The 15,553-nt window shown below is 37.4% G+C and carries 13 protein-coding genes and 1 rRNA gene; 5 read left to right on the top strand and 9 right to left on the bottom strand.

Translation table 11 applies throughout. The features are described 5' to 3' along the window. The 9 genes from N0O92_RS22945 to dnaA form a co-directional block, all read right to left on the bottom strand. Nucleotides 1–105 (bottom strand): 16S ribosomal RNA (locus N0O92_RS22945); the annotation flags it as partial. Nucleotides 106–402: 297 nt separating this feature from the next. After that, nucleotides 403–1,491, bottom strand: a complete 1,089-nt coding sequence (locus N0O92_RS22940; protein ID WP_315617347.1) for an HD-GYP domain-containing protein — start codon at nucleotides 1,489–1,491, stop codon at nucleotides 403–405. A 205-nt stretch (nucleotides 1,492–1,696) separates the two neighbouring features. After that, on the bottom strand, nucleotides 1,697–4,234 hold the full coding sequence (gene gyrA / locus N0O92_RS22935; RefSeq protein ID WP_315617345.1) for a DNA gyrase subunit A: 2,538 nt from the start codon (nucleotides 4,232–4,234) through the stop codon (nucleotides 1,697–1,699). Between the two features lie 25 nt (nucleotides 4,235–4,259). After that, nucleotides 4,260–6,185, bottom strand: coding sequence for a DNA topoisomerase (ATP-hydrolyzing) subunit B (gene gyrB, locus N0O92_RS22930; protein WP_315617343.1), 1,926 nt, complete (start codon nucleotides 6,183–6,185; stop codon nucleotides 4,260–4,262). Nucleotides 6,186–6,299: 114 nt separating this feature from the next. Next, nucleotides 6,300–6,593: an extracellular matrix regulator RemB gene (remB, locus tag N0O92_RS22925; protein WP_315617341.1), complete on the bottom strand. Its 294-nt coding sequence runs from the start codon at nucleotides 6,591–6,593 to the stop codon at nucleotides 6,300–6,302. 18 nt (nucleotides 6,594–6,611) lie between these two features. Continuing rightward, nucleotides 6,612–7,721 carry a DNA replication/repair protein RecF gene (recF, locus tag N0O92_RS22920; RefSeq protein WP_315617340.1) on the bottom strand — a complete coding sequence of 370 codons (1,110 nt, stop codon included), beginning with the start codon at nucleotides 7,719–7,721 and terminating at the stop codon, nucleotides 6,612–6,614. Between the two features lie 12 nt (nucleotides 7,722–7,733). After that, the gene (gene yaaA, locus N0O92_RS22915) at nucleotides 7,734–7,949 is read right to left on the bottom strand and encodes a S4 domain-containing protein YaaA (protein WP_315617339.1); all 216 of its coding nucleotides are present in this window, start codon (nucleotides 7,947–7,949) and stop codon (nucleotides 7,734–7,736) included. A gap of 155 nt (nucleotides 7,950–8,104) precedes the next feature. Next, complete coding sequence (dnaN, locus tag N0O92_RS22910) at nucleotides 8,105–9,244, bottom strand: DNA polymerase III subunit beta (RefSeq protein ID WP_315617337.1); 1,140 nt, start codon at nucleotides 9,242–9,244, stop codon at nucleotides 8,105–8,107. A gap of 168 nt (nucleotides 9,245–9,412) precedes the next feature. After that, the gene (gene dnaA / locus N0O92_RS22905) at nucleotides 9,413–10,762 is read right to left on the bottom strand and encodes a chromosomal replication initiator protein DnaA (RefSeq protein ID WP_315617349.1); all 1,350 of its coding nucleotides are present in this window, start codon (nucleotides 10,760–10,762) and stop codon (nucleotides 9,413–9,415) included. A gap of 935 nt (nucleotides 10,763–11,697) precedes the next feature. On the opposite strand from dnaA, the gene rpmH reads away from it, so the two are divergent. The 5 genes from rpmH to mnmE all read left to right on the top strand — a co-directional run bounded on the left by rpmH (nucleotide 11,698) and on the right by mnmE (nucleotide 15,415). After that, on the top strand, nucleotides 11,698–11,835 hold the full coding sequence (rpmH, locus tag N0O92_RS22900; protein WP_003323480.1) for a 50S ribosomal protein L34: 138 nt from the start codon (nucleotides 11,698–11,700) through the stop codon (nucleotides 11,833–11,835). Nucleotides 11,836–11,929: 94 nt separating this feature from the next. Further along, nucleotides 11,930–12,283 carry a ribonuclease P protein component gene (gene rnpA / locus N0O92_RS22895; protein ID WP_315617330.1) on the top strand — a complete coding sequence of 118 codons (354 nt, stop codon included), beginning with the start codon at nucleotides 11,930–11,932 and terminating at the stop codon, nucleotides 12,281–12,283. Between the two features lie 84 nt (nucleotides 12,284–12,367). Then, on the top strand, nucleotides 12,368–13,165 hold the full coding sequence (gene spoIIIJ, locus N0O92_RS22890; protein ID WP_315617328.1) for a YidC family membrane integrase SpoIIIJ: 798 nt from the start codon (nucleotides 12,368–12,370) through the stop codon (nucleotides 13,163–13,165). Then, nucleotides 13,162–13,785 (top strand): RNA-binding cell elongation regulator Jag/EloR, encoded by a 624-nt coding sequence (gene jag / locus N0O92_RS22885; protein WP_315617326.1) that lies wholly within the window; start codon nucleotides 13,162–13,164, stop codon nucleotides 13,783–13,785. The genes spoIIIJ and jag overlap by 4 nt, the downstream gene beginning before the upstream one ends. A gap of 253 nt (nucleotides 13,786–14,038) precedes the next feature. Then, nucleotides 14,039–15,415 (top strand): tRNA uridine-5-carboxymethylaminomethyl(34) synthesis GTPase MnmE, encoded by a 1,377-nt coding sequence (gene mnmE, locus N0O92_RS22880; protein ID WP_315617324.1) that lies wholly within the window; start codon nucleotides 14,039–14,041, stop codon nucleotides 15,413–15,415. Nucleotides 15,416–15,553 lie beyond the last annotated feature (138 nt).

Genomic DNA, 15,553 nt, shown 5'->3' with positions numbered 1-15,553 from the left:
CGCCGCTAACGTCATAAGAGCAAGCTCTTAATCAGTCCGCTCGACTTGCATGTATTAGGCACGCCGCCAGCGTTCGTCCTGAGCCAGGATCAAACTCTCCATAAAAATGGTAAGCTGATTAGCTCAATTTGCATTACGCTAGCAATGCATAAAATTAAGGATGAAATTTTCCCTATCGGGTAAATTTCTCATTGGGATTTTCTCGAAAATCCCTGAGATATCATATATCTCTTTTCGCTTGGCTTTTGTTCAGTTTTCAAAGAACTCGTTTGTCGTTTTAGCGACAAGATTTAATATATCACATATAACTTCCAGAGTCAAATTGTTTTTTAAAAATAACTTTTTGCTCATTTAGCGACAAAAATTAATATACCACATAGATATATTACTATGCAAATGTTTTTATGATTTTATAATATCTTCTATAAATAATGAAGGTTCTTTTGTTAACTGTACAATGTCTCCGCCTGCTAATTTAACCATCGGTCTCGTTGGCATTTCTTGTTCAAAAAAGACAATTTCCGCTTCCGAACCATTAGATAATCGAACTTTACTACCCGTTGCGACAACAACTAAACTTTTGACTAATGCTTGGACAACTTTCAAATCGTACATTCCAAATTGCTCTTTTACAATTTCTTCAATTACTTGAAATGGCGATCTTTTTGTTCGGTAATAACGTTCTGAAGTCATTGCATGATAGACATCTGCCACTGCAATAACTTTACTAAATTGATGTAATTTTCTCTCATTAGCAGCTAAAGGATATCCACTTCCATCCTGTCTCTCGTGATGTTGCAAAACGGCTAATAAAACAGAATCAGTAACCCCTGTAACTCCTTTTAACATATTGTAGCTATAAATAGGGTGTTTTTTAATCTCTTCAAAGTCAATTGATGTAAGAGGTCCTGTTTTTTTAAGGATAGATGGTGCTATTTTGGCCATTCCTATATCAGCTAGTAAACCACTGAACCCAATTTGTAGCCAATCGGCTCTCTTATAGTTAAGTTTATAACCGAGATAAACCGAAAGGATTGATACATAGACAGCATGGTGATAAAGGTAATCTTCTTTAGTACTATAATGATGAAGTTTCAAAAGGTTATCAGGCTCTTGCGTTATTTTCTCAAATAATGGAATAAATAAATTTCGAATTCCAACCATTTGTACTCTTTCTCCGGCTTGCCATCCTTGGAACAGTTTCTTATATTGTTTTACAGCTTCTAAGTACTGAAAAAAGAAATCCTTTGAATCCCGTTCCATTGTTGCTCTTTCTTCTACTGGCTCTTCGATGACAGTTTGTGGTTTGAAATTCTCTCCATTAGCCAAAATCGGTTCTACTTCAACTGAATTTATCAGAAATATGTTAAGCAATTTAATATGATTTTCTGTTATAACCGTATTCTTCTTCATAATCGGAAAATCTGTTAAACCTGAAACATCACTCGCTAAAATGCAGTCTTTTATTAATTGATTTGGCTTAACCCTCATATATGGTCCCTCTTTCCCCTAATCACTCTAGTCATATTATACGCGACATAAAGACCCAAGAAAAGGAAGATTTTTAACATTTGCTTTTCGTTTTCTGCTTTCCAAGACAAATAAAAAGGCTTTTCATATACTTTATTGTTCTTTAGTTACTTTCAAACAACCAAAATAGACTGTTGGGTTGTTACACCCAACAGTCTTATCAATACTATTCTTCTTCATCTACCGATTGTTCTGAATCAACGCTTGCCTCTTCACTTACTTCATCATTTGTTAATTCAGTAGATTCTGCTTCTGCTTCTACCTCTTCTTCTACATCTTCATCATCAATGTCGACTCGAGCTACAGTTGCTACTTCCTCACCTTCATTAACTCTGATTAATGTTACACCTTGTGTATTACGTCCGGTAGTAGAAATTCCATCAACATTCATTCGGATAATCACACCGCTAGCAGTAATAATCATAATATCATCATCACCAGAAACGACTTTCAACGATACAAGTGTACCGTTTCGTTCTGTAATATTACATGTTTTTATCCCTTTACCGCCACGATTTTGAATACGATACTCTTCAATTGGTGTACGTTTTCCGTACCCCTTTTCGGTAACAATGAGAACTTCATGGCTTTCTTCAATAATATCCATACCAACAACATGGTCATCCTCAGATAGAGAGATACCTTTTACCCCTGCTGCCGTTCTTCCCATAAGTCTTACATCATTCTCAGGGAATCTGATAGACATTCCTTGCTTTGTACCAATAATCAGTTCTTGTTGTCCATCCGTTAATCGAACACCATGCAATTCATCTTCATCTCTCAGATTAATAGCAAACAAGCCACCCTTACGAATGTTTGCAAATGAAGACAACTCTGTACGCTTCGCAACTCCATACTTTGTTAAGAAGAATAAATACGCATCTTCCGTAAATTCCTCAATTGGAATAACCGTACTAATGTATTCTCCTTGCTCAATTTGAAGTAAATTAATGATTGGAATCCCTTTAGCGGTTCGTCCAAGTTCAGGAATTTCGTATCCTTTCAAGCGATACACCTTTCCTTTATTCGTAAAGAAAAGAATTGTATGGTGAGAACTTGTTGTAAACAAGTGCTGAACAAAGTCATTATCATTTGTCCCCATCGCTTGAATTCCTTTTCCACCACGTCTTTGATTACGGTATGTGGAGATTGGCAGACGCTTAATATATCCATTATGAGAAATTGTAATAGCAATATTAGAGCGTGGAATAAGATCTTCATCTTCAAAATGGTCTTCACTCATTGAAATAACCGTTCGACGTTCATCGTTGAACCTATCTTTTACTTCCGTCAGCTCTTCACGAATGATCTCTAATACTTTCTCTTCATCAGCTAAAATAGCTTTCAATTCAGCAATACGAGCAATTAAATCCTGGTACTCGCCTTCAATTTTGTCGCGCTCTAAACCAGTTAGACGTTGTAATCTCATGTCTAAGATGGCTTGAGCTTGTTCATAACTTAGTTCAAACCGTTCCATTAATCCATTTCTAGCAATTTCAGTCGTCTGTGACGCACGAATCAAATTAATTACTTCGTCAAGGTGGTCAAGTGCTACACGTAACCCTTCTAAAATGTGAGCACGCGCTTCTGCTTTTCGAAGTTCGAAAGCCGTACGGCGACGAATCACTATAATTTGATGATCGAGATAATATTCAAGGCACTCTTTTAAGTTCAATACCTTTGGTTGTCCACCAACTAAAGCTAATAAATTGATTCCAAAACTAGACTGAAGAGCCGTTTGCTTATAAAGGTTATTAAGCAGAACATTTGCATTTGCATCACGTCTCAACTCAATAACAATCCTCATCCCGTTACGGTCAGATTCATCTCGCAAGTCTGTGATTCCGTCAATTTTCTTATCACGAACTAATTCTGCGATCTTCTCGATTAGGCGAGCTTTATTGACTTGATACGGAATTTCTGTAAAAATAATTCTCGGCTTGCCGTTGTGCTCTTCAATCATTGATTTTGCACGTAACGTTATCGATCCACGACCTGTTTGATATGCTTTACGTATGCCTGATCTTCCTAAAATCTCAGCACCTGTTGGGAAATCTGGACCTGGAATATATTCCATTAATTCTGGAATGCTAATTTCACGGTCTTTTGAGAGAGCTAACACTCCATCAATGACTTCTCCTAATTGATGTGGTGGAATGTTTGTTGCCATACCTACGGCAATACCGGATGCACCATTTACAAGAAGATTAGGAAATCGCGCTGGGAGAACAATCGGCTCACGTTCACTGCCATCATAGTTATCTTGATAATCAATGGTGTCTTTGTTGATATCACGAACGAGCTCCATCGAAATCTTTGACATTTTTGCCTCTGTATAACGCATTGCCGCAGCAGAGTCACCATCAACAGAACCGAAGTTACCATGTCCATCCACTAGCATATAGCGGAAACTGAAGTCTTGCGCCATCCGAACCATCGTTTCATAAACGGCTGAATCACCATGAGGGTGATACTTACCAATAACTTCACCAACGATACGTGCAGATTTCTTATAAGCTTTATCTGAGGTCATGCCTAGTTCATTCATGGCATATAAAATACGACGATGAACAGGCTTTAAGCCATCACGTACATCAGGAAGGGCGCGACTCACAATAACACTCATGGCATAGTCCATGAATGATGACTTCATTTCCTGACTAATATTTCTTTCTTTTACTCTTGATTGTTCTTGCTCAGCCATTAATTACAAACCTCCATCTTCAAGCCTAAATATCAAGATTCTGCACGTATTGCGCGTTTTCTTGAATAAAATCACGGCGCGGTTCTACACGGTCACCCATTAAAATTTCAAAAATTTCATCAGCTTTCATCGCATCTTCTAATGTTACTTGAAGAACCGTACGGTGTTCTGGATCCATTGTTGTTTCCCATAATTGTGTTGGGTTCATTTCCCCAAGACCCTTATAACGTTGAATTCCTAACTTTTCTTTGTTTGGAATAGCTTTTAGGGCTTCTTCCAACTCTTTATCTGTATAAACGTAATTTACTTCTTTTCCTTGACTCAATTTATATAGTGGTGGTTGCGCAATATAAACATATCCATTTTCAATTAATGGACGCATATAACGATAGAAAAATGTCAATATTAACGTTCGAATATGTGCACCATCAACATCGGCATCGGTCATAATAATGATTTTATGATAACGAGCTTTTTCAATATCAAAATCATCACCAATTCCAGTACCGAAAGCCGTAATCATTGCTCTAATCTCATTATTAGCAAGAATCTTGTCCAATCTAGCTTTTTCCACGTTAATAATCTTTCCACGTAGAGGCAAAATAGCTTGGAAGTGACGATCACGTCCTTGTTTTGCTGAACCACCAGCGGAATCACCCTCAACGATGTAAATCTCACTAATAGAAGCGTCTTTAGATGAACAGTCAGCTAACTTACCAGGCAACGAACTCACTTCAAGGGCACTTTTACGTCTCGTTAATTCACGAGCCTTCTTAGCCGCTTCTCTTGCTCTAGAAGCCATTAACCCTTTCTCTACAATCTTTCTTGCGACTTGAGGATTTTCGATTAGAAAACGAGAAAAATGTTCACTAAATAGTGAGTCTGTAATCGTTCTAGCTTCACTATTTCCTAGCTTTGTTTTTGTTTGTCCTTCAAATTGAGGATCTGGAATTTTAACAGAAATAATCGCGGTTAACCCTTCACGTACATCGTCTCCTGTTAAGTTCGGATCGGATTCTTTAAAGAGGTTGTTTTTTCTAGCATAATCATTAATTACACGCGTTAAGCCCGTTTTAAAGCCAGATTCATGAGTTCCACCCTCATGTGTATTAATATTATTGGCAAAAGAATAAATATTGCTTGTATAGCTATCATTGTATTGAACAGCTACTTCTACATGAAGACCGTCCTTTTCACTTTCAATGTGAATGGGTTCTTCATGCAGCACTTCTTTTGATCTATTTAAGTGCTCAACAAACGAAGCAATACCACCTTCATAGTGATATGTTGCTTCTTTGCCTTCTTCACGCTTATCCTTAATTGCAATTGTTAACCCTTTATTTAAGAAAGCTAATTCACGTAAACGTGTAGCAAGAATATCAAATTCATAAATTAACGTTTCCTGAAAAATTTCGCCATCAGGCTTGAAATGAATAATGGTCCCTCTTTTTTCCGTTTCGCCAACTACTTCTAAATCGGCTGCTGGTACACCTTTTTCAAACTTTTGATAGTGAATTTTCCCCTCACGATGAACATTCACTTCTAAAACGGTAGATAAAGCATTTACAACTGAGGCACCAACGCCGTGTAATCCACCTGATACTTTATAACCACCGCCACCAAACTTACCACCAGCATGGAGCACTGTCATAATAACTTCTACTGCAGGACGTCCCATTTTTTCATGAATCCCAACAGGAATTCCGCGTCCATTATCTTCAACCGTAATGCTGTTGTCTTCTTCAATGGTGACTTTGATCGTATCACAATAACCAGCCATCGCTTCATCAATACTATTATCAACGATTTCCCATACAAGATGGTGTAATCCACGTCCGCTTGTCGAACCAATGTACATTCCAGGACGCTTCCGAACGGCTTCTAGTCCTTCAAGTACTTGAATTTGACTTTCATCATAAGATTGTTGTGTTGAATGTTGTTCATTCGTCACTATAGTTCACCTTCATTCTTCAATATCGATCTTGATAGACGGCGTATCCACGACATTGGAGGTTGCCACCTTTGTACCTGAACACTCTATTTTATCATTGGATGTCATTAAAATCTATGATGTTTCGCTTTCACTGTCTTCATCTTGATCATGGTGAAGATCCATTAATGCTTTTCCTTGTGCCCGTCGATTTAACGTTAAGGAGGAAACAGGAGAATAATAAATTTCATCATCTGTTAAAACAATCGATTTAATATAATCAGTTGAAATAACAACTTTCTTCTTCCTTTTTTCTTCTTCTTTTAGATACGTACTTGTTATAGATGATTGTTCTTTTGAATCACTGTTTAAAATAGCAATAATATCTTTTGATCTAATTATGACATCTCCACCTAAATGTATAAACAAATGTGTCACCGCCTCATTTTAGTTAGTAATTGTTCCTTCTGAAACATAAAAAATGGCTGCTTGATTTAATGTTTGTTCATCAATTCCGCTCACATTTGTCGTTGTAACAAACGTCTGTACACGACCTTGGATTGTCTTAAGAAGATGGGATTGTCTGTAGTCATCTAGTTCAGATAGAACATCATCCAAAAGAAGAATAGGATATTCACCTATCTCTGAATAAATTAGTTCAATTTCGGCTAATTTAAGGGCAAGCGCAGTGGTTCGTTGTTGACCTTGTGACCCATATGTTTGAACATCGCGTTCGTTAATAGAGAAACCAAGGTCATCACGATGAGGACCAAATAACGTAATTCCTCGTTGAATCTCTCGCCCACGCAACTCCTGATACGTTTGATAGAATCCTTCTTTTATTTTCGACAAATCTTCCTCTTCTGATACGTCAACTGTTGAGAGATAACGAATCTCAAGCTTTTCTTTCCCTCTGCTAACATCATGATGGATTTGTTCGGCCCATTTTTGCAAACGTTGAATAAATCCAAATCTTCTAATCGTCACTTCTGCAGCTAACACAATCATTTGATCAGTCAAGATATCTAACATTTCTTTAGAACCTTTGCCAAATTGCAAAGTTTTCAGCAAATGATTCCGTTGTTTTAACACTTTTTGATACATCGCTAAATGGTGCAAATAGACTCGACTAATTTGACCTAACTCCATATCCAAAAATCTTCTACGAACTTGAGGGCTGCCTTTGACAAGATTCAAGTCTTCTGGGGCAAACATTACCACATTGGCAGCACCAACGTATTCACTAAGTTTCTTTTGTTCAAGTCCGTTAATTTTTCCTTTTTTTCCTCTCAGAGAAAGAATCAATTCAATATCAAGAGCGCTTGATTTCCTAGCTACTTGACCTTGGATTCTGGCAAATTCTTCCCCCCAGCCAATTAACTCTTTGTCTTTAGACGTTCTATGGGATTTAGCAAGAGCTAACACAAATATCGCTTCAAGTATATTAGTTTTCCCTTGAGCATTTTCACCAAGGAACACATTGACCTGTTTATGAAAGTCTACCTCTACTTTTTTATAATTACGATATTGTCTTAGTGTAAGTTGCTTTAAATACAAAAGGGATTCCCCCTATTTCTCGACAATTTGAAAACTCGTTCCATCTTCGAGAGTCACGGTATCACCGGGAACTAGTTTTTTTCCACGTCGGTTTTCTTCCTCGTCGTTTACATGAACCAAATGTTCAGAAAGGTACCATTTTGCCATACCACCTGTATCAATAATTCCAGCTTCTTTCAGCATTTGGCCTAACGTTATGTAAGCTGTTGAAATGGCGATTGAATTCATTTTTATCACTCTTTCTGTTTAATTGCTCATTAGTAGCATGCAGCAAATTGAAGACAGCAATTCATACTGAGTTGCTGTCTTTTTAAACGTTCATTCGATTATCTTTCTTTCATTGTACTAAACGTACGACTTTTTTGCCAATCCCTCTTAGGAGATTAATACGTACGAACCGGTGAAAATAGGTGGAGATAATGATCATGTTCTATTGGACGAATCACAAATGGACTCATCGCACCAGTAAACGTAATATTTACTTCCTCACTATCAATGACTTTTAATGCATCAATAATATTTTTTCCGTTAAAGGAGATTCGCATATCTTCTCCTTCTACCTCAGTTTCAATATTCTCTGTTACTTTTCCGACTTCAGGGGAGATGGAAGTAATTTCAACATTTCCTCCATCTAATGTTTTTAAGTTAATAACATTATTTTTCCCTTCTCTGGATAAAAGCAAGGCTCGTTCTAATGTTTGTAAAAACGGTTTTGTTTTTAGCTTTAACGATGTTTTCGATTGTGTCGGGATCATACTCTTAGTAACTGGATATTTTCCTTCAAGCAACCTTGAGAAAAATAACAGATTCTTAAGCTTGAATAAAATTTGGTTTTCTGTCACTACAACATCAATCAATTCATTTGTATCATCAATAATTTTACTTAACTCATTTAGACTTTTACCAGGAATAACAACATTTGAAAAAGATAGTGCTTCATCATTTTTTTCAATTTGAGCTTTTCTCATAGCAAGACGATGACTATCTGTTGCAGTACAGATTAATTCACCTTCTTCGGTTTCTAAGTTTACACCTGTCAACACCGGGCGTGTTTCCTGAGTGGACACTGCGAATACCGTTTGGCGAATCATGTTTTTTAACATGTCCTGTGGCAAACGAAACAACAAGTCTTCTTCTACCTGCGGCAAGCGTGGATATTCTTCCGGATCTAATCCATTCAAGTTGAAGACAGAAGAACCAGATCGTATAGTTGTAGCAAATTGATCTTGGACCATTAGTTCAATGTTTTCACCAGGGAGTTTTTTTACAATTTCAGCAAAGAAACGAGCTTGTAATACAATACTTCCTTTTTCCTCGATACGAACAATTTCAGAACCTTCTTCTTCTTTAGGGATAAAAACTTCAATTGATACATCAGAGTCGCTACCCGTAAGAGTTAAACCTTCATGATTAGCTACAATTTTTATACCAGTTAAAATAGGGATTGTCGTTCTTGAAGAAACAGCTTTTGCTACATTTTGAACATCATGAACAAAACGATCGCGATTAATAGAAAAACGCATGTTAAATCTCCTTAATTAATATATTTATGTTTTAAAAAAGATAGTAATAATAGTAATAGGGCCTGTGAATTTGTGGATAAGTCGATTATTAAGTAAAATACCAGCCTATCCACATGTTAGTAATATGTTAATAGGCTGGTTTCTTTTATTCACAGTGTTCACAGACTGCTATGTTCGTAGTAAATCCATTAGCTCTTGTATCTTCTCTTGTAATTCTTGGTCAGTTGAAAGCATTTTAGAAATTTTTTCATGAGCGTGGATGACGGTTGTATGGTCACGCCCTCCGAATTCACTTCCTATTTTCGGCAAAGAAGCGTCTGTTAATTCCCTTGATAAATACATAGCGATTTGTCTCGGGAAGGCTACAGACTTTGTTCGCTTTTTCGCTTTGAAGTCTTCTAACTTCACATGATAATGCTCTCCCACTAGTTTCTGGATATCAATGATCGTTAATACTTTTGGTTTTGAATTTGGAATAATATCTTTTAAAGCTTCAGCTGCTAAGTCCGCATTCATATCTTGATTAATGAGGGAAGAATAAGCGACAACTCTTATGAGCGCTCCTTCTAGCTCTCTAATATTTGTATCTATTTGATTGGCGATATAAAGCATGACTTCATTAGGAATATCGAGATTTTCAGCTTTGGCCTTTTTTCGCAAGATAGCAATTCTCGTTTCAAGATCAGGAGGTGTAATATCCGTAATCAAGCCCCATTCAAATCGTGAGCGCAACCGATCCTCTAGCGTAGGTATTTCTTTTGGAGGACGATCACTTGAAATAACTATTTGTTTAGATTCTTCATGAAGAGCATTAAAAGTATGGAAAAACTCTTCTTGAGTTTGTTCTTTCCCAGCAAGGAACTGAATATCATCTATAAGAAGGACATCGACATTTCGATATTTATTGCGAAAATTAACCGCTTTGTTGTCACGAATGGAATTAATGAACTCGTTTGTGAACTTTTCAGATGATAAATACACAACTTTTGCATTCGGGTTATTATCCATAACATAATGACCAATCGCGTGCATTAAGTGGGTTTTCCCTAATCCAACTCCTCCGTATATGAACAGTGGATTGTAAGCTTTCGCCGGTGCTTCAGCAACAGCAAGCGATGCAGCGTGAGCAAACCGGTTCCCTGATCCGATAACAAATGTATCAAACATATATTTATCGTTTAACATTGTTTTTGATGTATTAGCCGAATTTATTTCTTGCTGTGGTTGCTTTTTTGGGATTGGTTCAGGAATAAAGTCGTCTTCCATTTCATGTTGAGGAATGACGAACTTAGGTTTAAGACGCGTCCCTGTAATTTGTTCAATTGTGTCAGAGGTTAGCTCTGCATAGTGATCTTCAAGCCAGTCCCGTGCAAATTCATTAGGCGCCGTTATGATAATCATGTCGTTTTGAATATCGTTGGCTTTGGTTGCCTTTAGCCACGTTTCAAAACTAGGCTTGCTGACCTTTTTCTCGATTTCAGCAAGGGCTTGTTCCCATAAATCATGGATGTTCTCCAACATTTCCCCCTCCTTCTTTTCTGAATAACGAACGAACAACCACCACTTGTCGAACTTTTGTACAAGTTGGCGGATGCAGTCGAATAAATATACATTCACACACATTTGTGTAAAAATTATAATATAGTAGAAAAACGTCAAACGGTGAGTTTTATACATGTTGTGGACAAGTTAATTCACACAAAAAGAAAAATGTCCACAGTGTTACCCACAGGCTGTGGACAAAATTAACACAAAAATAGTTGTCCACGAGTGAAAACAATTCAATCATAGCAAAAAAAGACTTCAACCGCAATGGTTTGTTGCATTTATCCACATAACACAGCATCTTGTGTTATAAATTTATCCACAACACAAGATATGTGTGTAACTTGTCGATAAAGTTCCGGAGAAGTCGAAAAGTGTCGTTATATAGTTATCCACAGCGGTATTTGTCCATATGTGGTACAAGTGGAATGTGTGAAAGAAGGATGGTTGGAGTTGAGAGGAATTTAAAATGAAGATGATTTTTCTCTATTATTACCTTATATGTGAAAACCATTCGGATTAGAACAAGAAATCTTGAATCGTAAATGAGGGAGGGATGATAATAGATAAAGTGGAAAAAGGGAAGGATGGAGAAAGTACTCAAGCAGATGGGGATGAACGAAGTGTTGAGGATCATATATTGGAGTTTAAAAACTAGTTCATCGCTAAAAGGGAAAGAAAAAGGCGGAGGATAGAATTAGCTTGATTCATAAGAACTTATTCTCACGTTACATATATGTTTGAAACTGGTGAGCAATAGCGTTGTCGTTCCACCTGCACCTTTATATAGAAAGAAGAAAGGAAATGACGCACCTTTTTCTTTCTGCTCTTGACAAATGGGTCTATGGTTCCTTATAATTTACAAGAATGTCTTTAAGATATAGTCAATCCTCAGGGAGGTGTAATAAATGGGAAAACCAACATTCCAACCGAATAACCGTAAACGTAAAAAGGTACACGGTTTCCGTGCACGTATGAGCACAAAAAATGGCCGTAAAGTATTAGCTCGTCGTCGTCGTAAAGGGAGAAAAGTATTATCTGCATAGGCCACTGAATGTCAGTGGTCTTTTTCTTCTTTATTTCGAGGCGTATTTAGTAGATAGGAATGAAAAAGTTCTTATTTGTTAAGGAGTGTATGGATTGAAAAAAGAGCAACGGATCAAAACAAATGAAGAATTTTCAAAGGTATTTAAAAATGGACAATCCGTTGCAAATCGGCAGTTTGTTCTTTATAAATTGCCAAAGGAAGGGCAAGGTCCATTTAGACTTGGCTTATCGGTTAGCAAAAAAGTAGGAAACGCCGTCACACGAAATCGAGTAAAGCGTTATATTCGTGAAGTTTTTCGTTTAAAAGCAGAGTTGCTTCATTCTGATGCTGATTACGTTGTGATTGCTAGAAATCCTGCTGCTTCAATGAGCTCTCAAGAAGTAGAACAAAGTCTATTACATGTTTTTAGAAAAGCACGTGTACTTAAAAAAGCAAAGCAAACATAAGCGTTACGTTTATAAAGTCAGTTATTCTATTAGAGTAGACTTTTCATATATATATGAAGTGATGAGGGACAAGGAGGAGAATTTGTGCTGAAAAAATTTGGTCTGATAGCCATGATTTTAGGACTTCTTGTTTTAATGACAGGTTGTTTTAATATCGAAGAACCTATTACAAAAGATAGTACAGGTTTTTGGGATTCATATTTGGTTTATCCTTTATCGTGGTTAATCATTTACTTTGCTGATATCTTGAATGACAGTTACGGACTTTCCATTATTGTTGTTACGATTTTATTACGTATTCTAATTTTGCCACTTATGATTAAGCAAACAAAGAGTGCAAAAGCAATGCAAGCAATTCAACCAGAAATGCAAAAACTTCGTGAAAAATATAGTGCAAAAGATCAGAAGACGCAACAAAAGCTTCAACAAGAAATGATGGCGATGTTCCAAGAGCATGGTGTAAATCCATTAGCGGGTTGTTTGCCATTATTTATTCAAATGCCTATTTTACTTGCCTTTTATCATGCGATTATGCGTACAGGTGAGATTGGTAACCAACCATTCTTATGGTTTGAACTAGGAACACCGGATCCAATTTTCATACTTCCAATCGTTGCAGGTATTACTACGTTCATTCAACAGAAGATGATGATGGTAACAGATAATCCACAAATGAAGATTTTGTTGTATGTGATGCCAATTATGATCTTCGTTTTTGCGATTTTCTTCCCAACAGCCCTTACTCTTTACTGGGTAGTTGGTAATATCTTTATGATTGCTCAAACTTACTTCATTACTGGGCCAAATGTCGGAAAAAAAGCAGAAGAAAGTACAACTGCCAAACAACCGGCTAAGGGCAAAAAGGGAGGTAAAAAGAAGTGACGCATATAACCGCATTAGGGAAGACAGTTGACGAGGCCATTGCAAATGCAGTGAATGAGTTGCAGACAACAAGAGAGAAGCTTTCATACCGTGTAATAGAGGAGCCTCAAAAAGGTTTTTTAGGTATTATAGGTTCAAAGCCTGCAAAAATTGAAGCCCATGTTTTGCCTGATCCGGTCGAAATGGCGCAAAACTTCTTAGAAGAAACGGTTCGATTAATGGGACAACAACCAGAAATAAAAAAGACCGTTTCTGAAAAACGTGTTTCATTCGAGCTGATGGGTGTAGAAGATACCGGTCGCTTAATAGGGAAAAGGGGACAAACGTTAGAAGCTCTTGAGTACTTGGCCAATTTAGTTTGCAATAAGCATGACCAATCTTACACACGTATTGAGCTCGATGTAGGTGACTATCGCGAAAGACGTAAAAAAACGCTAGAGCAATTAGCAATCCGAGTAGCAAAAAAAGTGAAAGATACGGGACGACCATTGCCACTAGAGGCAATGAATGCCCTCGAGCGAAAAATCGTTCATGAAACACTGAAGTCTGTGCAAGGTGTTGTAACAGAATCGGAAGGAAAAGGGGCAAATCGACATATCGTCATCATGCCTACTAAGTAGAAAAGTCCACTATCTTTGGGAGGTTACTGAAAAAGGGAAACATAGACCTTTTTCAGTAGCCTTTCTTTATGGTAGAGGATTTTTCTATAATAGAAGAACATTTCAACAGTTCCTTTGACGAACAGTAATAAAAATAACGAAAACAGCTTTATTTTAAAATAAACTAGAGTTTTAACTGTAAGAAGCTATATGAAATCAAAAGTCAGTCGATACTAGTAAGACATGTAAGATCAGTGTGAGAGAGGTGAATGGGATGGAGTTTGATACAATAGCTGCAATATCAACAGCGCTCGGTGAAGGGGCAATTGGGATTGTTCGGTTAAGTGGGGATGATGCCATTCGCATTGCAGATCAGTTATATAGTGGAAAAGATCCACTTGCAAATATTCCAAGTCATACCATTGTCTATGGACATATTGTTGACTCAACAACAAATGAACGAGTAGAAGAAGCAATGGTTTCTGTTATGAGGGCGCCAAGAACATTTACAAGGGAAGATGTTGTTGAAATTAACTGCCATGGCGGACTGCTTTCTGTTAATCGAGTGTTGCAGTTAGCTTTGCGACATGGAGCAAGGTTAGCGGAACCTGGAGAGTTTACGAAAAGGGCTTTTTTAAATGGACGAATTGATTTATCACAAGCAGAAGGGGTCATTGACTTAATTCGAGCAAAAACAGACCGAGCCATGAATGTTGCATTAAAACAAGTGGATGGGCGTTTGTCGAAAAAAATAGCTGTTCTTAGACAAGCTCTACTCGAAACAGTAGCTCATGTTGAGGTCAATATTGACTATCCCGAATATGATGCTGAGACAATGACACATGGGATGTTGCAAGAAAAAGCATCATTTGTCATTTCAGAAATAGAGAAATTATTAGGAACCGCAAAACAAGGGAAAATATTACGAGAAGGACTTTCTACCGTTATTATAGGTCGTCCAAATGTAGGGAAATCATCTCTATTAAATAGCCTCGTACATGAAAATAAAGCAATTGTAACGGATGTTGCAGGAACAACTCGAGATATTATTGAAGAATACGTAAATGTAAAGGGCGTTCCGTTAAGACTAGTCGATACAGCTGGAATTCGTGAGACAGAAGATATTGTAGAACGAATAGGGGTTGAACGCTCAAGAGAAGTTCTTAAACAGGCAGACTTAATCCTTTTAGTGTTAAACTATGGGGAGGAGCTCTCACCAGAAGACGAAGCTCTCTTCAAAGCTGTTGAAAAAATGAATGTGATTGTTATTGTAAATAAAACAGATGTAGAGCAAAAAATTGATTTAAACCAAGTAAAAACATTAGCAGCGAATCGCCCGCTTGTAACAACATCTCTTCTACGTGATGAAGGGGTCGATCAACTAGAACAAGCCATTGCCGATCTATTTTTTGAAGGCGAGTTAGAAGGGGACGATGTCACGTATGTATCAAATACAAGACACATTGCCCTGCTAGAACAAGCAAAATCTACCATTGAAGATGCAGTTGGAGCCATTGAAATGGGAGTACCTATTGATTTAGTACAAATAGATGTAACAAGAACATGGGAACTACTAGGCGAAATCATCGGAGACAGCGTCCAAGAAAGCCTCATAGACCAGTTATTCGCCCAATTCTGCTTAGGGAAATAGCTTTATAAGAAAAAGGGCGAACTTCCCTTTTTCTTATAAAGCGAAGCAGTGAGCGAAGCCGGCGTAATCTTTTAAGCCTGTTTGAGCGAACTTCTCAAACAGGCGCACGACGAGCGCAGCCACTGCACACCATGTTCG

The organism is Alkalihalobacillus sp. MEB130 (genome assembly GCF_032335535.1).
Taxonomy (GTDB): Bacteria; Bacillota; Bacilli; order Bacillales; family Bacillaceae_D; genus Halalkalibacter.
Note: the sequence above shows the minus strand (reverse complement) of the source record. Positions and strands in the feature narration are given on the sequence as shown.